The 19,882-nt window shown below is 64.1% G+C and carries 18 protein-coding genes and 2 tRNA genes; 10 read left to right on the top strand and 10 right to left on the bottom strand.

What is annotated here, in order from left to right; all coding sequences use genetic code 11:
• Window positions 1–288 precede the first annotated feature (288 nt).
• Both CHB73_RS14900 and CHB73_RS14895 read right to left on the bottom strand, forming a co-directional pair.
• A complete protein-coding gene (locus tag CHB73_RS14900; protein WP_089275397.1) occupies window positions 289–783 on the bottom strand; it encodes a DUF2867 domain-containing protein in 495 nt (164 codons plus the stop codon).
• Between the two features lie 190 nt (window positions 784–973).
• Window positions 974–1,627 carry a Maf family protein gene (locus CHB73_RS14895; protein WP_089275396.1) on the bottom strand — a complete coding sequence of 218 codons (654 nt, stop codon included), beginning with the start codon at window positions 1,625–1,627 and terminating at the stop codon, window positions 974–976.
• Window positions 1,628–1,971: 344 nt separating this feature from the next.
• Between CHB73_RS14895 and CHB73_RS14890 the strand changes: the two genes are divergently transcribed.
• A complete protein-coding gene (locus CHB73_RS14890; RefSeq protein WP_179217078.1) occupies window positions 1,972–2,679 on the top strand; it encodes an OmpA/MotB family protein in 708 nt (235 codons plus the stop codon).
• A gap of 11 nt (window positions 2,680–2,690) precedes the next feature.
• Window positions 2,691–3,632, top strand: a complete 942-nt coding sequence (locus CHB73_RS14885; RefSeq protein WP_089275394.1) for a motility protein A — start codon at window positions 2,691–2,693, stop codon at window positions 3,630–3,632.
• A gap of 167 nt (window positions 3,633–3,799) precedes the next feature.
• On the opposite strand, the gene CHB73_RS14880 is transcribed toward CHB73_RS14885, so the two are convergent.
• From CHB73_RS14880 to purM, 4 genes are all read right to left on the bottom strand, one after another.
• The gene (locus tag CHB73_RS14880; RefSeq protein WP_089275393.1) at window positions 3,800–5,197 is read right to left on the bottom strand and encodes a cobyrinate a,c-diamide synthase; all 1,398 of its coding nucleotides are present in this window, start codon (window positions 5,195–5,197) and stop codon (window positions 3,800–3,802) included.
• 4 nt (window positions 5,198–5,201) lie between these two features.
• The gene (locus CHB73_RS14875) at window positions 5,202–5,960 is read right to left on the bottom strand and encodes a tetratricopeptide repeat protein (protein ID WP_089275392.1); all 759 of its coding nucleotides are present in this window, start codon (window positions 5,958–5,960) and stop codon (window positions 5,202–5,204) included.
• A gap of 95 nt (window positions 5,961–6,055) precedes the next feature.
• Entirely contained in the window at window positions 6,056–6,826 is a 771-nt protein-coding gene (locus tag CHB73_RS14870; protein WP_089275391.1) for a tetratricopeptide repeat protein, read from the bottom strand.
• Between the two features lie 162 nt (window positions 6,827–6,988).
• On the bottom strand, window positions 6,989–8,041 hold the full coding sequence (gene purM / locus CHB73_RS14865) for a phosphoribosylformylglycinamidine cyclo-ligase (RefSeq protein ID WP_089275390.1): 1,053 nt from the start codon (window positions 8,039–8,041) through the stop codon (window positions 6,989–6,991).
• Between the two features lie 201 nt (window positions 8,042–8,242).
• On the opposite strand from purM, the gene CHB73_RS14860 reads away from it, so the two are divergent.
• Both CHB73_RS14860 and CHB73_RS14855 read left to right on the top strand, forming a co-directional pair.
• Entirely contained in the window at window positions 8,243–8,668 is a 426-nt protein-coding gene (locus CHB73_RS14860) for a hypothetical protein (protein WP_089275389.1), read from the top strand.
• Window positions 8,669–8,715: 47 nt separating this feature from the next.
• Complete coding sequence (locus CHB73_RS14855) at window positions 8,716–9,345, top strand: CatA-like O-acetyltransferase (RefSeq protein ID WP_143337412.1); 630 nt, start codon at window positions 8,716–8,718, stop codon at window positions 9,343–9,345.
• 882 nt (window positions 9,346–10,227) lie between these two features.
• Here the strand turns inward: CHB73_RS14855 and CHB73_RS14850 are convergent.
• From CHB73_RS14850 to CHB73_RS14835, 4 genes are all read right to left on the bottom strand, one after another.
• Window positions 10,228–10,305 (bottom strand) — tRNA-Glu (locus CHB73_RS14850).
• Window positions 10,306–10,319: 14 nt separating this feature from the next.
• Window positions 10,320–10,393 (bottom strand) — tRNA-Gln (locus CHB73_RS14845).
• 75 nt (window positions 10,394–10,468) lie between these two features.
• Window positions 10,469–10,825: a hypothetical protein gene (locus CHB73_RS14840; protein ID WP_089275387.1), complete on the bottom strand. Its 357-nt coding sequence runs from the start codon at window positions 10,823–10,825 to the stop codon at window positions 10,469–10,471.
• Window positions 10,822–11,376: a DUF721 domain-containing protein gene (locus tag CHB73_RS14835; RefSeq protein ID WP_089275386.1), complete on the bottom strand. Its 555-nt coding sequence runs from the start codon at window positions 11,374–11,376 to the stop codon at window positions 10,822–10,824. Before CHB73_RS14835 ends, CHB73_RS14840 begins: the two co-directional genes overlap by 4 nt.
• A 202-nt stretch (window positions 11,377–11,578) precedes the next feature.
• On the opposite strand from CHB73_RS14835, the gene recA reads away from it, so the two are divergent.
• The 6 genes from recA (at window position 11,579) to CHB73_RS14805 (ending at window position 19,861) form a co-directional block, all read left to right on the top strand.
• Window positions 11,579–12,649 carry a recombinase RecA gene (gene recA, locus CHB73_RS14830; protein WP_089275385.1) on the top strand — a complete coding sequence of 357 codons (1,071 nt, stop codon included), beginning with the start codon at window positions 11,579–11,581 and terminating at the stop codon, window positions 12,647–12,649.
• Between the two features lie 62 nt (window positions 12,650–12,711).
• Complete coding sequence (gene alaS / locus CHB73_RS14825) at window positions 12,712–15,357, top strand: alanine--tRNA ligase (protein ID WP_089275384.1); 2,646 nt, start codon at window positions 12,712–12,714, stop codon at window positions 15,355–15,357.
• A gap of 133 nt (window positions 15,358–15,490) precedes the next feature.
• Window positions 15,491–15,919, top strand: a complete 429-nt coding sequence (gene rplM, locus CHB73_RS14820; protein WP_089275383.1) for a 50S ribosomal protein L13 — start codon at window positions 15,491–15,493, stop codon at window positions 15,917–15,919.
• Window positions 15,920–15,934: 15 nt separating this feature from the next.
• A complete protein-coding gene (gene rpsI, locus CHB73_RS14815) occupies window positions 15,935–16,324 on the top strand; it encodes a 30S ribosomal protein S9 (RefSeq protein WP_089275382.1) in 390 nt (129 codons plus the stop codon).
• 505 nt (window positions 16,325–16,829) lie between these two features.
• Window positions 16,830–17,864, top strand: a complete 1,035-nt coding sequence (locus CHB73_RS14810) for a TIGR00180 family glycosyltransferase (protein WP_179217076.1) — start codon at window positions 16,830–16,832, stop codon at window positions 17,862–17,864.
• Window positions 17,861–19,861 (top strand): B12-binding domain-containing radical SAM protein, encoded by a 2,001-nt coding sequence (locus tag CHB73_RS14805; protein ID WP_089275380.1) that lies wholly within the window; start codon window positions 17,861–17,863, stop codon window positions 19,859–19,861. Before CHB73_RS14810 ends, CHB73_RS14805 begins: the two co-directional genes overlap by 4 nt.
• The last annotated feature ends 21 nt before the right edge of the window (window positions 19,862–19,882 follow it).

Here is a 19,882-nt window from a genome sequence, read left to right as displayed (position 1 = left end):
GCTGCTGGCGCCGGTGTAGAGAAGCCCGCGCCCCGCCTAGGAACGCCCGCGCCCCGCCGGACGCGCCGCCACGAGGCCGTGCTCCAGGAGCGCCGCCACACACTCTGTCACGGGCAGGCCCACCACGCCAAACAGCGCTTTTGGGCCATGATTATCCATCGTCATTGACCTTGGCATTACATTGGTGAGGAGTTGTGCGGGACTGCCCAGCCTGACCATGATGCTCCGCCAGTGGAACCCGCAAGGAACATCAAGGGGGAAAGTCGGCCATGCGCGTTGTATTGATTCCTACTTCGCCGCATGGCGCATCATGGCCCATGCAACCACATGATGAAACGGTCGGATGATGTTGAAATAGACCCTACCCGTCCAATGACGATACTGCACAACGGAAGCCATATGGTACCGCTTCACCCCGTCAGGCAAAGGCTCTACGGCTATGACGAGGTCTCCAGAAAGGTGCTTTTCGGTTGCCCCCGCTATCCAGTAGCGGTCTTCCTCGCCAGCCTTCACTGTAAAAAAGCTCCCCATCTTGCCGGGAGAAAAGATGATGTCCTCCGGGTCGATCTTCTCCGCGCCGGGATAGCCGCCTTGCTTCAAGCCCAGCAGTCGGACAAACACAGCCCTGACCTTGTAAAGCGCCACCATCCAGCCAGGCATGTACGATAAGACAGAGGCGAGGAATTCACGCATGGGCTTGGTTGAATCCACATGCTTGATGTCAAGATAGTCCGCACCTTCGAGGACGGTGTTGATTTCCGGAATGGCGTTTATGTACGACATGCGTCACGACCTCTCGCTTTCACCGTTCGAGGGGACAGTCCAGCGGTATGGGGCCTGTGCGGCTGCGACTCCACCGGTCAACTTGTCTTCGGGCCTGTCCAGTCGCCCGTGTGAGCTTCCCGCCCCCTGGCGCCCCCCTCGTGGGAGCTGGTGGAGACTGCGTCTGGATCATTCCGCAAATGCAGTTTCTTCACACTCGCCTTGCAGCAATAACCCCCAAAGACACTAAGGCCGCCACGCACTCTGTCACGGGCAGGCCCACCACGTTGGTGTACGAGCCGCACACCCGCTCCACCAGAAATCCGCCCAGGCCCTGGATGGCGTAAGCCCCGGCCTTGTCCGCGGGCTCGCCCGTGGCCACGTAGGCGGCCAGTTCCTGGCGCGTGCTTGCGCGCATGAATACCTCGGTGGTCACCGCGAAGCACAGCGGCTCCGGCCTGCCGGGCAGGGCCAGGCAGCAGCCCGTCACCACCAGATGCCCCCGGCCGGAAAGCCGCGTGAGCATGTCCAGGGCGTGGGCCTCGTCCAAAGGCTTGCCCAGCACCGTGGCGTCGCGGCCTGGCGCGCCGGGCAGCACCACGATGGTGTCGGCCCCGAGCACTGCGGATTGCGGATACAGGGCGGCAACGTCCATGGTCTTGGCGCGCGCCATGCGCCGGGCATAGGCCTCCGGGGCCTCGCCAGGGGCCGGTGGCGGCTCCGGGGCGTTGCTGGGGCACACTTCGAACTCAAGGCCCAGGGAGCCCAGAAGCTCGCGGCGGCGCGGCGAGCTTGAGCCCAGCACCAGGGTGGACAGGCTGCGGTAGGCGCCGGGGCCGGCGGGAGGGGTGCAGGCGTTGGTCATGGGCGGCTTGTGCCGTCATTTCGCGGCGGAGTCAATGTGCTTGGCGAGCCGTTGCAGGTGGGTGTTCCCGCGGGTCGGTCCGGCCAAACCGGTTGCGCCAAGACAGCGTCGCAAAAATGCCGCCCGGTAGCAGTTCCGGCGTTCGCCTATGCGTTCCCGGCACACCGGAATCCGCCCAGGCCCCCTCTTCCGCCGGACTTTTGGCCAAACACGTTGCGCAAGGGCTGAGCGCAAACATAAAAGTCCGCAATATCGAATAGGTAGGCACTTGGCAGGCATCTTGCTTGACCGAAAGCGCACGCCCAGGAATGGACCACGGGCGTCAGAACGCAAGGAAGTGCGGCATGGGTGCACGGGACGGATTCGGATTGCGGCGCGAGGACGGCGCAAGCACGGCTACCACGGGCGGGAACTTCGCCGAGTGGTCGGTGCCCTGGTCGGACCTGATGATGATCATGTTCATGGTCTTCGCCGTGCTGTTCATCTACTCCGGCGCAAAGGACCGCGCCCGGCCAAGGGCCGCCGAACCCGCCGCGACGCGCGCCCCGGTCGATCCCGGGCAGGCCTTCCTGGGCGAACTGGACGCTCCGGTGAAGGACGGCAAGGACTTCAAGGCCGCCAGCGGCGTGCCCATGAAGGAAACCTACTACCAGTCCGACAACCTGGGCATTTCCGTTGTGCGCGAAACAGACCGGCAAGTGCGCGTGTTTTTGCGCGGGGACCTGTTCTTCAGCCCCGGCGGCGACGCCCTTTCCGCCAACAGCGGCCAGTACCTGGAGCGCATCGCCGAAATTCTGCGCGTAAGCAACGGAGCCGTGCTGGTGGTGGGGCACACCGCCGAGGGCGAGACCGCCACACCGGAGGAGGGCCTGGATCTCTCCGCCCGGCGCGCGGCCAGCGTGGCCCAGCATTTCATCCGCACGGCGAGCCTGGACGCCAAGCGCTTCATGGTCACCGGGCGGGGCAGCTTCCAGCCGGAGGTCCCGGCAACGGCACCTGACGCCGAAAAGCGTAACCGACGGGTCGAAGTGCTCGTCTTGACAGATATTTAAGGAGACATGCCATGAGCAAGAAGAACATGCTTGGAGTGCTCTTGTGCGGCGCCATCTTCGTGGGCGGCTTCTGGATGAGCGGCGGGCTCGCCGTGTACTGGAACCTGGCGGCCTTCCTCATCGTGGTGGCCGGCCTCTTCGCCGCGCTGTTCATGAGCTATCCCTTTGCGCGCATCCGCACGGCCTTCCTTGTGGCGCGCAGCGTGTACACCGAGCGCCAGCCAACCCCGGACGACATCGTGCGCATTCTGCTGGAGCTTTCGGTGAAATCCCGCGTGGAGGGCGTGCTCTCCCTGGAGTCCATCCGTCAAAAGATTGGCGACAGCTTTCTCCGGAACGCCGTGGCTTTCCTGGTGGACAACTACAAGGAGCGCGACATCCGCGAATTCCTGAACACCGAGATGGCCTTTTTCCGCGAGCGCAGGCAGCAGAGCGAACGCGTGTTCCAGACCCTGGCCAAGGCCGCACCGGCCTTTGGCGTGGCGGGCAGCGTCATCGGCCTCATCGGAATGCTCTCCGGCATCCAGGACACCCAGGCCCTGGTGTCGAGCATTCCGGTCGCCTTCGTGTCCACGCTCTACGGGGTGGTGCTCTCCAACATGATCCTCGCGCCCATCGCCGAAAGCATCAACTTCCACACCGGGGCCGAGATGCTCAACCAGAAGCTCATCATGGAGGGCATCATCGCCATCGCCAAGGAGCAGAACTCCCACCGGCTGGAAAAGAAGCTCACCAGCTTCCTGTCGCCCTCGGAACGGGAAGGCAAGGCCGAACTCTTGAAGGCCATCACCAAGAAGTACATCACCCGTCAGCGCAAGGCCCAGGCGGAACGCGAGCAGGACGCGCAGCCAACGGCCCAGGCCGCTTTCGACGACGCCGTGCCCATGCCCCAACCCAGGGAGGAACCCTCCCGGGGCGGCCTGCGCCTGGCTCCGCTGGCGCGGCTGGGCTAGCCGCGGAAACGCAAGGCCGTGCCCCCCACCGGGCTGACGGACGGCATGTTCTGTAACGCGGGCTGAGCGCAGCCCAAAAGGCATTCAGGGAGCCAGCGGGGAAACTCGCTGGCTCTTCGCGTCTGCGGCGGAAGGCTGGCGCAGCGCCGGGCAAAGGCGCGACACGGCTACGAGGCCCCGCCGACGCGCCAGGCCCGGCAGGCGGCCACAAAGGCCTGTGCAATCTGCGGATTGGAGGCCAGGTGCGCGTGGAAATATCCGCCCACCACGCCGCCCAGGGCCTGGCCGTCCGCAGCCTCGCCGCCCTGGGAGTCCGCCAGGACGAAGGCCGGGGCCTCCGGGGTTCCCTCGTATTCGGAATAGTGGAACTCGTGCCCGCGCACGCTGGTCCCGGCCGGGCCGAAGGGACCGGGGACAAGGGTGCGGGCCGCGCGGTAGCCCAGGGCCGCGCGGCGCTGCCGCAGCACGGCCCGGCCCGGCAGCGCCGCGCACATGGGCCAGCGCCCGCCCTGGCCGTCGTCCAGTTCCTCCAGCAGATACATGTACCCGCCGCATTCGGCCCACACCGGCCCACCGGACGCGCAAAAGGCGCGCACCGCCGCGCGCATGGCCGCGTTGGCGGATAGCTCGCGCGCGGCGAGTTCCGGATAGCCGCCAGGCAGGTACAGACCCTGCGCGTTCTCGGGCAGAACGGCATCGGCCAGCGGAGAAAAGAAGAGCAGTTCGGCTCCGGCCTGCGCCAGCAGCCGCAGGTTGTCCTCGTACAGGAAGCAAAAGGCCCGGTCGCGGGCCACGGCGATGCGCGCGCGCGACGCACCTGTTTGGGCGGCGGGAACGGCTGGGGCGGAGCCCTTCGGCGGCGTCCAGTCCGGCAGGGCCGCCAGCAGCGCCGGGATGTCCAGCCCCTGCTCCACCCAGTCGGCCAAAGCGTCCAGGGTGGCCTCCAGGCCCTGCGCATCCTGGTCCTGCGCATCCTGCGCGGTGACCAGGCCCAGGTGCCGGGAAGGCAGCGCCACGGCATCGTTTCTGGGCAGGCAGCCGAACAATGGCGGACAGCCGTTTGCAGCAAGGGCCTCGCCCAACATTTCGGCGTGGCGCGGCCCGCCCACGCGATTGGCCGCCAATCCGGCCAGGCGCAGGCCGGGGTCGAATCGGCTGAAGCCCTGCGCCAGGGCCGCCGCCGAACGCGCCTGGCCCTTGGCGTCGAACACCAGCAGCACAGGCAATCCCAACAGCTTGGCCAGATGCGCGGTGGAGCCGGATTCGTCCGTTCCGCCCCGGCCGTCAAAGAGCCCCATCACCCCTTCCACCACGGCCACGTCGGCCCCGGCGGCGTGACAGGCGAAACATTCCAGCAGGGCGCGCTCCGGTTGCATCCAGGTGTCAAGATTGTGGCTGGGGTGTCCGGCGGCCACGGCGTGCAGGCCGGGGTCGATGAAGTCCGGCCCGGCCTTGAAGGGCTGGACCGCGAGGCCCCGGCGGCGCAATGCGCGCAGCAGCCCCAGGGTGAGCGAGGTCTTGCCGCAGCCGCTGTGGGTTCCGGCAAGGACAAGGGCCTTGGGCACAGGCCTATCCTCCGGCCTTGGAGCCGCGCTTGAGGAAGGCTTCGAACTGCAGGGCCTCCGGGTGGCGCGGGTTAAGGGCGAGGCAGGAGGCGAGATGCCGTCCGGCCGAATCGGCATTGCCGTTGCCGAATGCGGCGCGGGCCATGTTGTAGTGCAGGTTCTCGTCGTCGCTGCACAGCTCCAGGGCGCGGGCGTAATAGGCCAGGGCCTCGGCGAACATGCCCGCTTTGCGCAGGCTGATGCCGAAGGCGTTGAACAGATGTTTGTGCCGGTCCTCGAATGCCGCGTCGATCTTGACCAGCCGCTCGAAAACCTCGCGCGCCTTGTCGCGCTCCCCGCGCGAAAGGTAGCACAGGCCGATGCCGAAATTGGCGCGCACGTTCTCCACGTCCAAGGCCAGGGCCTTGCCGTACTCGAACTCCGCGGAGAAGGTCTTGCGCTGCTTGAAATACCTGTCCCCGCGCGCCACGGCCTTGCCCACGGCCTCCTGGCGGCGGGCCTCGTCGCGGGCGAAATCCAGCGACATCTGCGGCTCAAGCAGATAGCTTTGCAACAGTTCTTCGCGGGTGATGGAGCGTTTTTCGCCAGAAGGCTGGCCGTCCGGCCCCAGGGTGTGCAGTTCGAGGGTGTCATCCCCGCTTTCGCGAACGTAGTAATACAGGTACTGTTCGGTCTTGCGCGTGGTCGTGCCTGTGCCGATGGTCGCGAAGGCTCTTTGGAAGAACACTCCGGTGAGGTGCTGTTCTGCTGGTATCGTATTCATTGATTAATCCAAGAGAAAGATTCGGCGCTTTTCAATATATGCACTTTCCCCCGCCCAGGGAAGCGGGAAAAATGGCCGAATCGCGCAAGGGCTGATCAGGAATCGGGATTTTTTTTGCGCTTCAGATAGTCCACGAACTGCCTGGCCTCGGCATGTTCCGGGTTGAGGGCGAGGCAGGCGGCCAGGGCCTGGGCCGCCGCCTTCACATCGCCCTTGCCGAAGGCGGCCCGGGCCAGGTTGTAGTGCAGGTTCTCGTCCTCGGAAGAAAGGTCCAAGGCGCGGCGGTAGTATTCCTGAGCCTCGTCGTGCATTCCGGCCTTGCGCAGGTTGATGCCGAACTCGTTGAACAGGTGCTTGTGCTCGTCCTGGAAAGCCGCGTCCAGATGGACCACGCGCTCGAAGACCTCCCGCGCCTTGGCCTGCTCGCCCCGGGCAATGTAGCACAGGCCGATGCCGAAATTGGCGCGCACGTTGCCCATGTCCAGAGCCAGGGCCTTGTTGTACTCGAACTCCGCGGTGAAGCTCTCCCCGCGCTTGCGGAACTTGTCGCCCCTGGCCACCGCCTTCTGGATCTCCATCTCCTTTGGGGAAAGGGCGGACACCTGGCGCGCCAGGGTCTTTTGCGGTTCGGGGAAATAGTTGGCCAAAAGCTCGTCGCGGCCAATCTGCTTCTTGGGGCCGAAGGGCTGGTCGTCCGCAGTAAGCGCCTGCACGTCAAGCTGCCCATCGTCGCGCTCGCACACCAGGAAATACGTGACCACCTCGGTCTTGCGGGCGGTCGTCCCGGTGCCGATCTTGGCGGTCTTTTTCTGCGAAAACACGCCGCTGATGCGTGCGGACGCGGCGTCCTGCGGGGACTGGGTCATGGCTGGCCTGCCTGGGCTTGTGGTTTCGCCGCCGCAATGGAGGGCTGCGGCGGCGCTATACGTATACACGGATTGCGGGCGGGGGAAAAGGGGCCAATTCAACGGGGGCCCCAAACAAAAAGGCCCCGGTGGTCCGGGGCCTTTGCAATGCTCGCGTGGCGCCTAGCCGGGAAAATGCACCTGCACCTGCTCCTGCTCGTCCACGCGGGACTTGATTTCCCCGATGACGTAGCCCGGAACCTCCATGCCGGCGAGCCGGTCCATGACGTCCTGGGCGACATCCTTCTTGGCGATAAGGACAAACCCGATGCCGGTGTTGAAGATCTGCAGCATCTCCGGCCAGGAGAGCTGCCCCTGGTTCTTGAGCCACAGAAACACCGGGGTGATGGGCCAGGACCCGAAGCGGATGTGCGCGGTGACCGCCATGGGCAGCACGCGGGGCAGATTGTCGTAGAAGCCGCCGCCGGTGATGTGCGCCATGCCCTTGATGGGCAGGTCGCGCAGGAGGTTCAGCACGGGCTGCACGTAAATGCGCGTGGGCGCGAGCAGGGCCTGGGCCACGGTCTGCGTGTCGCCGGGCAGGATGTCGGTTCCCTTGAGTCCGGAGGAGTCGAGGATCTTGCGGATGAGGGAATAGCCGTTGGAGTGCGGACCGGTGGAGGCCAGGCCGATGATCACGTCGCCGTTGGCGATCTGCGAGCCGTCCACGATGCGCTCGTAATCCACCATGCCCACGCAGAAGCCGGAAAGATCGTACTCGCCGTCGGGATAGAAGCCGGGCATCTCCGCGGTCTCGCCGCCGAGCAGGGCGCATTTGGCCTGGTTGCAGCCCTCCACGATGCCGGAAAGCACGCGCACGGCGACCTCGCTCTCCAATCGGCCCGTGGCGAAGTAGTCGAGGAAGAACAGAGGCTTTGCTCCCTGCACCAGGACATCATTGACATTCATGCCCACAAGATCGATGCCGATGGTGTCGTGCCCGTCAAAGGCGAAGGCCAGCTTAAGCTTGGTGCCCACGCCGTCGGTCCCGGAGACAAGCACTGGCGCGGCCACGTTGGTGAGGTCGGGCTTGAACAGACCGCCGAAGCCCCCGATGCCGGAGAGCACCCCCTTGCTGTGGGTGCTGGCGGCAAGGGCCTTGATGCGGTCGACGAAGGCGTTGGCTTCGTCGATGTTGACCCCGGCGGCTTTGTAGGCATCGGCGCGATTGGACATGGGCTTCTCCTTGTGCATGGGCTTAAGCGGCGTAAACAGGTGCGTTTCTGGTATGCTGCGCCAGGGGCCAACGGGCCGCCTGGGCGGGTGAGCCATTGATTCTTTCAATCCTGCTAGTGTATACCGAAACCGGAGAAGATTCAAATCCTTATTCCGGGTCCGCCCGGCCAGGGCCCGGCCAGGGCCTGAAAGGAATCCGCCATGTTCCCGAAGCGACATGTGATTTTTTCCCGGGCAGGCGTCTGCGCGGCCATTGCCGCACTGACCCTTGCGGCGGGGGCAACGGCGCTGGCCCAGAACGCGGTGCGCGGGGCGGCCGCCGTGCCGCCGCAAAGCGCCGCAGCGGGGAAGGACGCCGCCGCCAAGGGCGATCCGGCCAAGGCCGCTCCCGCACACGGGCAAGAGACGCCAGCCGGGCAGACGAAGTTTCCCAACAAGGATACCGCCAAGAACCGCCGCGACTACGAGATGGGCACAGGCTCGGCCAACATCGAGATCGGACGCGACGAGGCCAGCGGGGACACGGTCATGCGCAGCAATCCGCCCAAGAAGCAGCAGGAGCCCTCGCCCCTGGAGATGCAGCCCGTACAGGTGTGGCCCGTGATTCCCGGCCACAAGGGACGTTAGCCCCGGTGGCGGCTTGCGAGCGGACGACCGCGCGGCGCGGCATCGACATGGCCGCCTGGGAGCGGCGCGAGGCCTACGCCTTCTTCAACGCCATGGGGCAGCCCTATTGCTCCGTCACCTGCGAGCTGGACGTGACCCCGGCGCTGGCCTTCATGCGGCAGGTCGGCATTCCGTCCTACGTGGGCATGATCTACCTGACCACCAAGGCCGCCAACGCCGTGCCGGAGCTGCGCGTGCGCATTGAGGACGGCCAGCCCTGCGCCTACGACGCGGTCCACCCCTCCTTCACCCTGCTGGACGAGGCCGAACGGCTGCGCTTCTGCCGCGCGCGCTTCCGCGAAAACATCCGGGAGTTCATCGCCCACGCCAAGGAGCGCATGGCCCAGGCCGAGGCGGGCGATGACGGCGGACTGCGCAACTGCGGCCAGGATGTGCTCTACCTGAGCTGCCTGCCCTGGATGCACTTCACCTCCGTCAGCCATCCCATGCCCATGAACGGTCCCGACGCCATCCCGCGCATCACCTGGGGGCGCTTCACGCCCCGCGCGGAACGCGTGGTCATGGCGGTGGACCTCATGGTCCACCACGGCTTGGCCGACGGCCTGCACATGGGGCGCTTCATGCAGACGCTGCAAGGCTTCTGCGCAGAGCCGGAAGGCGCGTTCACCGGGGCCTGACCGGCGCACCAGGAAGCCAAGAGGCGGCCCCTGCCCCCCCGTGCCGTCCGGGCGAGCCGAGTGGCCGGAAGCCAGCCTCTTGCGCCGTGATTGCGGGCGCGGGGTGAGGATGCCCGGAAGACGTGCTCTCGCCGAATTCGACACGAAATCGGGACGGGGCTGAAACTTGACCTCGCTTACGCCATGTTCCAATAGACTGGCCGGAGTATACGCAACCGTACACGGAGTGGTAATGCCCCCTCTCTCTGAAGCCGCACATGCCCTCATTATAGAGCTGTTGCCACAAAAAAGTGACAATGAGATTGCCATTGCTGCAAACTGTTCCCCTCGTACCGTAGCGAGATTTCGCAAGAAATACGGCCACGCTCGAAGACAACCGGTCGTCGCATGGGAACAGTTTGACCATCTGCTCGGCACAATCTCGGACACGGAATTGGCGGTTCTGATTCAGAGATCTACGGCAGCGGTTTTCCAACGCCGGGTTTTGCTTGGCATTCCCCCATTTGGAAGATCTGCAAAAAAAGCGTTTGATTGGAGCTCGTACGACCATTTGCTTGGCTCAATGGCAGACATTGACCTGGCGTTGTTGATCGGGTGCGCACCTCCGACTGTGCGTCGCAGGCGCATAAAGCTTGGCATTGCAGTGTACAAGCCAGCCCCTCAGATACAAAGATTTCATTGGAAGTGAGGAGCACTTGACGCTGCCCCCAAAGGATACCGAAAGGTGAGACCATGTATCTCAATTGGCCCACGAATAGAAGGCTTTTTCACCTGTGGCCTGTGAGATAATCGATTCCCAGGGTTGGAAATGCGGTTGGAATTTAATTTTTTGCGAACAGAAAAGGCGGCCAGGATTTACTCCTAACCGCCTTAAATAATTGCTGGCGTCCCCAAGGGGATTTGAACCCCTGTTAACGGCGTGAAAGGCCGTCGTCCTGGACCAGGCTAGACGATGGGGACTTTTGGAAAAATTGTGGCTGGGGGACGAGGAATCGAACCTCGATTGGCGGGACCAGAATCCGCTGTATTGCCGTTATACGATCCCCCAGCGTGTTGCGAGGCGCCCTTTTACGGGGATTCGCGCCATGCTGTCAAGCGCGAAACCAGCCGCCCCGCAAAAAAACTACAGCGCGCGCGACAAGCGGCGGGTGCGCTTCTTGAGCTTGTTGATCTTGCGGCGCAGCTGGGTGCGCTCCTGGCGCGCCTCAACAGTGCCCTTCTGCACGCGCATCTCGCGGATCATGCGCTTCATGCTGAAGATCTGGTCCTTGTAGGGGGAGATGGCGCCCTCTTCCTCCACGATGCCGAACACGCCCTTGATGGCGGTGACGAGCTCGTCCTTCTGCATCCCGCTGGCGCCCACGATGGAGGGGATCTTCTTGGCCACCACCAGCGCGCGCAATTCCTTGGCGGTCATCTTGTCCAGGGGCTTGGTCAGGCCCAGGCTCTCAAAGCTCATTTCCAAAGTTTCCTGGCTCATTTCCGTCTCCTTGACGCCCCTTGGGGGCGAGTATTCGCGACTTCCGGCGCAGTGTCGCCGGGCAGGCCCTCAAAATAGCGCACATAGGCCGCATAACAGCGGCCAACCGCGCTCTCCGGGTCGATCTTTCCGACCAATCCGCCGAGATTGCACGGCTTTTGGGGACGCCGGGCCGGAGGCGGCGCCTCCACGCTATTATGCAGCCCCAAAGGAACTCTGCCATCTAGCAGCTCGAAGCGCACCTTGTCAAAGACTTCTTTTCCAAAAAACGCATTCACCCGTTCCAGCAGCTCCGGAGCGTAGTAGCTCAGCTGTTGCGCGGCCACGGAATCCTGGGCGCAGAGCACAAGCGCCCCCTCGCGATGGCCCAGAGGCCGGGCCAGCTCGGCGACCTCCGGCCCCACTACCTCCTCCCAGCTGCGCCACAGGCGCGCAAGGGGCAGGCCGCCTTTCTTGTCATAGCGCGAGAGCAGGCGCAACAACGCCTCGTCGCTCACCTTGCGGTGGCGCGACTCGCGTCCCGGATGCTGAAGGCGGCGGCGGGCCCTCATGCCCAGGCCCCGTCCTGCGGCGCTGCGAAGCGGCTCATACGCGCCTCCTACCCGTGAACGCCAGCGCACGCAAGCCCCGGATGCGCCATCCCACCCCCTTTGCGGCCCGCCGGGGCGCGGTCGCATCCTTTAGTTGCCGCCGGGCCGGGCTTCTGGTAACAGGCCTCTTCTACGTTCCACTCGTCACCCCGGAGGACACCCCATGGCCAAGAAACCCACCGCCAGCCCTGAAGAATTGCGCCAGGAGGCGCTCTCCACCGCGCTGACCACCATTGAGCGCAAATTCGGCAAGGGCGCCATCATGCGCATGGACGACGGTGCGGCCCTGACCGCCATTCCAGTGATCCCCACGGGCTCCATCGGCCTGGACCTGGCCCTTGGCGTAGGCGGCATCCCCAAGGGCCGCGTGACGGAAATCTACGGCCCGGAGTCCTCGGGCAAGACCACGCTGACCCTGCACCTGGTGGCCGAATGCCAGAAGCGCGGCGGCACCGCGGCCTTCATCGACGCCGAACACGCGCTGGACGTGGCCTACGCCAAGCGCCTGGGCGTCAAGACCGAGGAACTGCTCATCTCCCAGCCGGACTTCGGCGAGCAGGCGCTGGAGATCGCCGACCTGCTCGTGCGCTCCAACGCCGTGGACCTCGTGGTCATCGACTCCGTGGCCGCCCTCATCCCCCAGGCGGAACTGGAGGGCCAGATGGGCGAAACCCAGGTGGGCGGCCAGGCCCGCCTCATGAGCCACGCCCTCAGGAAGCTCACCGGCACCATCCACAAGTCGCGCGCCGTGGTCATCTTCATCAACCAGATCCGCATGAAGATCGGCATGACCGGCTACGGCAGCCCGGAGACCACCACCGGCGGCAACGCGCTCAAGTTCTACGCCAGCATCCGCATGGACATCCGCCGCATCGGCAGCCTGAAGGACAAGGAAGAGGCCTACGGCAACCGCACGCGCATCAAGGTGGTCAAGAACAAGGTCGCCCCGCCCTTCCGCGAGGCCCTGGTGGACATCCTCTACGGCACCGGCATGAGCCGCGAGGGCGAGATCATCGACCTGGGCGTGGAGCACAAGGTCATTGAGCAGTCCGGCTCCTGGTTCGCCTTCGGGTCCGAGCGCCTGGGCCAGGGCAAGGAGAACGTGCGCGCGCTTTTGACCGAAAACGCCGAGCTGCGCCAGAAGATAGAGGACAAGCTCCTTGAGCACCTGGGCGTCACCCCGCCCACCTTCATCCCCGCCGCGGCAGAGCCCGCGGAAATGGACGAGATGTAGCGCCGCCGACCGCTCCCGGTCCGCAGCGTGCACCATATATTATTCTGGAGAACATACCCCGCATGAACGCCGCAGAAATCCGCTCCCGCTTCTTGAAATTCTTTGAAAAGAACGGCCATACCGTGGTGGACAGCTCCACCCTGGTGCCCAAGGACGACCCCAGCCTGCTGTTCACCAACGCGGGCATGGTGCAGTTCAAAAAGGTCTTCCTGGGCCAGGAGAAACGCGCCTACGTGCGCGCCACAACCAGCCAGAAGTGCCTGCGCGTGGGCGGCAAGCACAACGACCTGGAAAACGTGGGCCGCACCGCGCGCCACCACACCTTCTTCGAGATGCTGGGCAACTTCTCCTTCGGCGACTACTTCAAGGCCGACGCCATCCGCTTCGCCTGGACCTTCATCACCGAAGAATTGAAGCTGCCCAAGGACAAGCTCTACGTCTCCATATACAAGGACGACGACGAGGCGGGCGAACTGTGGCAGAATGTTGCGGGCGTGGCCCCGGAGCGCATTTTCCGCCTGGGCGAGAAGGACAACTTCTGGTCCATGGGCGACACCGGCCCCTGCGGCCCCTGCTCCGAGATCTACGTGGACCAGGGCGCGGACATGGCCTGCGGGCCAGACTGCGGCATCGGCAAGTGCGACTGCGACCGCTACCTTGAAATTTGGAACCTGGTGTTCATGCAGTACGACCAGGCCGCCGACGGCACCCGCACCGCGCTGCCCAGGCCCAGCATCGACACCGGCATGGGCCTTGAACGCATCGCCTCCGTGGTGCAGGGCAAGCGCTCCAACTTCGAGACCGACATCTTCCGCGCCCTCATCGACTTCGTGGCCGACAAGGCGGGCGTGAAGTACCACAAGGACAAGGACACGGACACGGCCCTGCAGGTCATCGCCGACCACAGCCGCTCCATCGCCTTCCTCATCACCGACCAGATTCTGCCCTCCAACGAGGGCCGCGGCTACGTGCTGCGCCGCCTCATCCGCCGGGCCTTCCGCTTCGGGCGGCTCATCGGCCTCACGGACCCCTTCCTGCACGAGACCGCCCGGCAGGTGGTGGCGCAAATGCGCGACGCCTACCCCGAACTGCTGAGCAACCAGGAGTTCATGGCCAAGGTCATCCGCGAGGAGGAGGAGCGCTTCTCCCAGACGCTGGACAAGGGCCTCGCCATCCTGGAAGAGGAGCTGGCGCGCCTGAAGGCTGAGGGCAACGGCGGCGGCGTCACCGGGGAATTCGCCTTCAAGCTGTACGACACCTTCGGCTTCCCCCTGGACATCGTCAACGATGTCGCGGGCAAGCTGGGCGTCAGCGTGGACGAGCCGGGCTTCATGGCCTGCATGAAGGAGCAGAAGCAGCGCGCCAAGAAGGCCTGGAAGGGCTCCGGCGAGAAGGACGTGGCCAGCATGTTCCAGAGCCTGCTGGAAAGCGGCCTCAAAACGAAATTCGTGGGCTACGGCGCCATGGAGGCCGACGGACGCATCGTGGCCCTGCTGGACGGCGAGGGCCAGAGCGTGGAGACGCTGGAGCAGGGCCAAGGCGGCTGGCTTGTGGCCGCGGCCACGCCCTTCTACGGCGAATGCGGCGGCCAGGAGGGCGACACCGGCGAACTGAACACCGCCACCGGCGGGGCCGACGTGCTGGAGACCCTCAAGCCCTCCCCGGACCTCACCGTGCACAAGATCTTCGTCAACGATGGCGAGCTCGCCAACGGCCAGGTGGCGCAGCTGCAGGTCAACGCGCGCACGCGCATGGCCAGCGCCCGCAACCACACCGCCACCCACCTGCTGCACGCGGCCCTGCGCCAGGTGCTGGGCGACCACGTCAAGCAGTCCGGCTCGCTGGTGGGGCCGGAGCGCCTGCGCTTCGACTTCACGCACATCGCGCCCATGACCCCGGTGGAAATTTCCCGGGTGGAGCAGATCGTCAACCGCGCCATTCTGGACGACATTCCAGTGGGCCGCGAGTACGTGAGCCAGAAGGAAGCCATTGCGCGCGGCGCCACGGCGCTGTTCGGCGAAAAGTACGGCGACACCGTGTGCATGGTGGAGGTGCCCGGCGTGAGCATGGAACTGTGCGGCGGCACGCACCTGGCCAACACCGGCCAGGCGGGCAGCTTCGTCATCCTTTCCGAAACCGGCGTGGCCGCGGGCATCCGCCGCATCGAGGCCGCAACGGGCTGGAACGTGCTGCACCATTTGCAGACCCTGCGCCAGGAGATGGCCGAGGTCCAGGCCGTGCTGAAGGCCCGGCCCGAGGAGGCCGCCGCCCGCGCCAAGGCCATGGCCGCCCAGGTCAAGACCTTGCAAAAGGACGTGGAGCGCCTGCAGACCAAGCTGGCCTCCGGCGAGGGCGGCGCGCGCATGGCCGAAGCGGAAGACATCGCCGGGGTCAAGGTCATCGCCGTCAAGGCCGAGGCCGCCAGCATCAAGAGCCTGCGCGAGCAGATGGACGCGCTGAAAAGCAAGCTGCCCTCCGGCGTGGCCATGATCGCCGCGCCCACCGAGGACGGCAAGGTGGCCGTGCTCATCGCCGTCAGCAAGGATCTGCTCGGCCGGTTCACCGCTCCCGCGCTCATCAAGGATGTGGCGGCCGAGGTGGGCGGTTCCGGCGGCGGCAGACCCGACATGGCCCAGGCCGGGGGAACCAACCCGGACGGCATCGACAAGGCCGTGGCCAAATTGAAAGAGTTGATCGCCAAGGCCTAGAAACCCGCTGCCGCCTTCGGCTGCGGCTTTTGCGCGCCGCCTGGGCGAAAGAAGGTTGCGGGTTATGGCTTGACAGGTACGGCCAAAGTCAGTAAGAGCCCTGTTTCCAGTTTGGATGAAGGAGCAGCCCCACATGAATACGTACAGCCCGGTTCCTGCGGACCTGAAGCACGAGTGGTTCGTGGTCGATGCCACGGACAAGGTGCTCGGCCGCCTGGCCACCGCCATCGCCCATCGCCTGCGCGGCAAGCACAAGCCCGGTTTCGCCCCCCACATGGATGGCGGCGACTTCATCGTCGTGGTCAACGCCACGAAGATCAAGGTGACCGGCGACAAGATGAACAAGAAAATGTACTACAAGCACACCTTGTACCCCGGCGGCATCAAGAGCCGCACCCTCAAGGAAATGCTTGAGAAGAACCCCGAGCTGGTGATCATCCAGGCTGTGCGCGGCATGTTGCCGAAGAACCGCCTGTCCCGTCAGATCATCAAGAAGCTCAAGGTGTTCCCCGGTCCCGACCATACCCACGCCGCCCAGAAGCCTCAGGCTCTGGACCTGTAAAGAGGAGCGGAACCCATGTCCGATTTCAACTACGGCACAGGCAAGCGCAAGAACGCCGTCGCCCGCACCCGTCTGTACCAGGGCACCGGTCAGATCACCGTGAACGACCGTCCCTACGAAGACTACTTCCCGCGCAAGACACTGCAGATGATCGTGCAGCAGGCGCTGAAGCTCACCAAGAACGCCGACAAGTTCGACATCAAGGTCAACGTGTCCGGCGGCGGTGTGGCCGGCCAGGCCCAGGCTGTGCGCCACGGCATCGCCCGCGCCTTGCTGCTGGTCGATCCCGAACTGCGCGGCACGCTGAAGCGCGCCGGGTTCCTCACCCGCGACGCCCGCAAGAAGGAACGCAAGAAGTACGGCCAGAAAGGCGCCCGCGCCCGCTTCCAGTACTCGAAGCGCTAGGCCATACCCGCATCCCCCCTGCCCATTACGGGCCGACACCTCCCGCAGGTGTCGGCCCTTTTTGCGTTTGGGGCGCGAAGCACAATCCAGCCTGCGCACGCCACGCATGGCCCCCCCCCCTCGCTCGGAAGCGACAGTCGCAAGCGCTGTGGTGCCCTGGATTGCGGAGAAAGACCATGCGCGCGCATCGAACCGGCACGTTGCCTTCGCAGGCGCCGACACACTGGAATCCTCCTCGGCTTCGCATCGCTGCGGGCCGCAGCCCCACGCAGCCGCGCGCCTTTCCCTTCAGATCACTCCGCGACGCCACGACCTCATGCCGTGCGCACAGCGGGGGAAGTTCTCCCACCCTTCTAGAGACGTTATCGAATGGCGCTCGCGGACGGTCCTTCCGTTGCGGCACAACCGGGGAACGCTGCACATCGGCTGTAAACAGGGTCTTTGACTTTGACAGCATCCATAAAATCAAGATATAGGTTTCGACATGTCCACCTCTCCTGTACCCTTGACTCTCATCATCCCCACACATGAGAGACAGCAATATCTTTTTCGCGTCCTCAACTACTATGCCGAACGAATGCCAGGGAACATCACTGGGCTGGTGGTCGATTCTTCTGCCGATAGATATTCCGGCATCGTGCCTCCCGGCTTCGCCTATCATCACGCGCCGGGTGTGCCCTTAATGGAGAAGATCCGCCGCATCATCCCCCTTGTGCTTAGTCCTTACGTGGTTTTTTGTGCCGATGACGACTTCATCTTGCCCCGCGCAGCGCTGTCCTGTGTCGCTTTTTTGGACGCAAACCGCGATTTCGCCTCGGCTCAAGGCCATTACATCATGGCTAAGCTCAATGCGGGCTCGGTGGATCTTGATGCGGGCTACGCTGCCATCTCCCAGGTTCACATCCAGTCCAACGATCCCGCCGAGCGGCTGCTCCAGCTGTTCTCGCCGTATGTGCAAAATTTTTACGCCGTGCACCGGCGCAGCACCTGGGAGGCGTTCTTCACGCTCCCCACGCAGCGGGTTCCCCACTACTGCGTGCTGGAACTGCTACATGCCATGCTGGCGGCCATACATGGCAAACACGCAGTTCTTCCGCTTTTCTATTCCGTTCGCGACCGTTCGCTGGAAGAGGACCGCAAGAACCCACTGCGCAGAGTGAACATCCGAAGCATTTCCACCATGCCGACGTACTCTGACGAATACGAGGCGTTCCTTTCCGGTCTGGCTGGCCAACTGCAACAGACCGCCGGTTTGGACGATGCTTCCGCCCGCCACGCTGTGCAAAACGCAGTGGACCTCTACATCAAGAATTACACTTCGCCCCCGAAGGCAAAAACTTTGCGCCGCCGAGTGGAAAAAATCGCAGGCAAGGTCGTCGATCTTTTTGGTCGAGGGGCCAGACGCAAACGGGTTGAGGAGGAGTCGCGCCGTAACGAGCTGCGGCGCCTGCTTGAGGGCTTCGATGTTCTCTCCAAAACGGAGCTGACTGACATAACGCGGCGCATTGGCGCACCGCAAAGGGAAACCCCACGGACATGAACGAAAACCTCATCTATCTCTGCGACCTGACCCACACCGCGCACGGAGTTGTCTCGGAATTCGTTCCTTATGGCATAGGGTGCATCAAGTCCTACTTCCACACGCACTCTCGCTTCGGCAAGGATGTGGAAGTCAAACTGTTCAAGTATCCTGCGGATCTCGCTGCAAGTTTCGAGCGCGACATGCCCGGAGTGGTCGGTTTTTCGAACTATGTCTGGAACCACAGTTTATCCCATGGATTTGCTCAGCGCATCAAGGAGCTGGCCCCGGACTGCCTGGTGGTGGCTGGCGGGCCGAACTACCCCCTGGAAGCCGAGCAGCGCGAACGGTGGCTGCGTGAGCATCCGGCATACGACATCTACACCGCAGGGGAAGGCGAGCGCGCCTTCACCATGATGATGGACGCCTGGTTGCCCACCCGGGACAAGAAAGCCATGTGGGAACGCGGCCTGCCCGGTTGCCATGGCCTGGAGAACGGCAAAGCGCACCTGGACGACGTGATCCCCAGACAGGACAACCTGGACGACTTCCCTTCGCCCTATCTGGCGGGCTACCTGGACGACTTCCTGCTCCGTCCGAACAGCATCCCCCTGGTGGAGGCGGCGCGAGGCTGCCCCTTCACCTGCGCCTATTGCGAGCGCGGGTCGGTAAAATGGACCAGAATCACTCGAAAATCCGTTGACGTATTCGAACAGGAACTCGCCAGCATTTCGGCCAAGACCAAATCCACCATCCTGCTCCTTGCCGACTCCAATTACGGCATGTATCCCCAGGATGTGGAGATCGCGCGGGTCATCAAGCGCTCACAGGACAGCGCCGGCTATCCGCTGTACGTATCCGTCAGCACAGGAAAAAACGCCGAGGACAACATCCTGAAGTGCGTTGAGATCCTGGGCGACAGCCTGCCTCTTACCGCGGCCGTGCAGTCCCTGGCGCCCGATGTACTGCGCAATGTCAAGCGACAAAACGTTTCCACGGACAAACTCATCAGCATGGCCAAAAGCGCTCATGCCCGCGACTCCATCACCCGCAGCGAGGTCATCCTGGCCCTGCCCGGAGACACTCGCGAAAAGCACTTCAGCACGGTCTTCCAGCTTGTGGACGCCGGCATGGACTTGATTCTGCTCTACACCCTCATGCTTCTGGATGGCAGCGAGCTGAACACCACAACATACAAAACGCGCTACAGAATGCAGACCCGGCATCGCCTGAGCCACCGCTGCTACGGAAACTACCCGTTCGCGGGCGCCACTGTCCATGCAGCCGAAACAGAGGAGGCAGTGGTCGCCCTCGACACCATGACCTTTGACGATTACCTGGAGTGCCGGGCCCTGGCCTTGACGTCCAGCATCTTTTATTCTGACGAAATCATTTACGAACTGTATGCGTTCCTTGATCGTCAAGGCATCAAGGCCTCGGCGTTCCTGCGCACTGTGCATGAGCAGCGCGACCGGCTCATGCCCAGTGGTCTGGCCGACTTGTACCGGGCCTTCCAGTACGACACCGCCCAAGAGCTTTGGGACGACCGCGAGGCGCTCAAGGAACTGCTGCGCACGGGCGACGAGGAGACCATCCGCACCAAGGCCGTCGGCTACAACATCCTCTTCAGCTACCGGGGCCAGGCGTTCTTCGAGTTGGTGGATGAAATCGTCCACATGGCCTTCAACGCTGCCCGCGAGCTGCTCCCCGCGGAGGTGCTCGCCAACGCCAACGACTACCTGCACGAACTAGAGCGCTATGTGGTCTTCAAGAAACGCAGCCCGTTCGACTGCTCGCTGACTTTCAGCGACAGCTTCAACTACGACTTCCCGGCCATGGAAGAGTGCCGCTTCGACACGGAGCCTCTGAAACTTGACGCCCCGCGTGTCCTGGACTTCCGGCATACGGAGCGGCAAGCGGCGCTGCTCGGCAGCTTCGAGCCGGGCATAGAGGGAGCAAAGCGGGCCATGCCCAGACTCTCGGTGCCCAAGATATACCGGCAGGTGCACTGGGCCTGAGCGCATCCGCGCCGACATCTG

It is taken from the genome of Humidesulfovibrio mexicanus (assembly GCF_900188225.1).
Lineage (GTDB): Bacteria > Desulfobacterota > Desulfovibrionia > Desulfovibrionales > Desulfovibrionaceae > Humidesulfovibrio > Humidesulfovibrio mexicanus.
Note: the sequence above shows the minus strand (reverse complement) of the source record. Positions and strands in the feature narration are given on the sequence as shown.

Bases quoted from the DNA above. Each gene is read 5' to 3' on its own strand.
- CHB73_RS14900 (WP_089275397.1), bottom strand. From the start codon at position 783: ATGTCGTACATAAACGCCATTCCGGAAATCAACACCGTCCTCGAAGGT.
- CHB73_RS14895 (WP_089275396.1), bottom strand. From the start codon at position 1,627: ATGACCAACGCCTGCACCCCTCCCGCCGGCCCCGGCGCCTACCGCAGC.
- CHB73_RS14890 (WP_179217078.1), top strand. From the start codon at position 1,972: ATGGGTGCACGGGACGGATTCGGATTGCGGCGCGAGGACGGCGCAAGC.
- CHB73_RS14885 (WP_089275394.1), top strand. From the start codon at position 2,691: ATGAGCAAGAAGAACATGCTTGGAGTGCTCTTGTGCGGCGCCATCTTC.
- CHB73_RS14875 (WP_089275392.1), bottom strand. From the start codon at position 5,960: ATGAATACGATACCAGCAGAACAGCACCTCACCGGAGTGTTCTTCCAA.
- CHB73_RS14870 (WP_089275391.1), bottom strand. From the start codon at position 6,826: ATGACCCAGTCCCCGCAGGACGCCGCGTCCGCACGCATCAGCGGCGTG.
- purM (WP_089275390.1), bottom strand. From the start codon at position 8,041: ATGTCCAATCGCGCCGATGCCTACAAAGCCGCCGGGGTCAACATCGAC.
- CHB73_RS14860 (WP_089275389.1), top strand. From the start codon at position 8,243: ATGTTCCCGAAGCGACATGTGATTTTTTCCCGGGCAGGCGTCTGCGCG.
- CHB73_RS14855 (WP_143337412.1), top strand. From the start codon at position 8,716: ATGGCCGCCTGGGAGCGGCGCGAGGCCTACGCCTTCTTCAACGCCATG.
- CHB73_RS14840 (WP_089275387.1), bottom strand. From the start codon at position 10,825: ATGAGCCAGGAAACTTTGGAAATGAGCTTTGAGAGCCTGGGCCTGACC.
- CHB73_RS14835 (WP_089275386.1), bottom strand. From the start codon at position 11,376: ATGAGGGCCCGCCGCCGCCTTCAGCATCCGGGACGCGAGTCGCGCCAC.
- recA (WP_089275385.1), top strand. From the start codon at position 11,579: ATGGCCAAGAAACCCACCGCCAGCCCTGAAGAATTGCGCCAGGAGGCG.
- alaS (WP_089275384.1), top strand. From the start codon at position 12,712: ATGAACGCCGCAGAAATCCGCTCCCGCTTCTTGAAATTCTTTGAAAAG.
- rplM (WP_089275383.1), top strand. From the start codon at position 15,491: ATGAATACGTACAGCCCGGTTCCTGCGGACCTGAAGCACGAGTGGTTC.
- rpsI (WP_089275382.1), top strand. From the start codon at position 15,935: ATGTCCGATTTCAACTACGGCACAGGCAAGCGCAAGAACGCCGTCGCC.
- CHB73_RS14805 (WP_089275380.1), top strand. From the start codon at position 17,861: ATGAACGAAAACCTCATCTATCTCTGCGACCTGACCCACACCGCGCAC.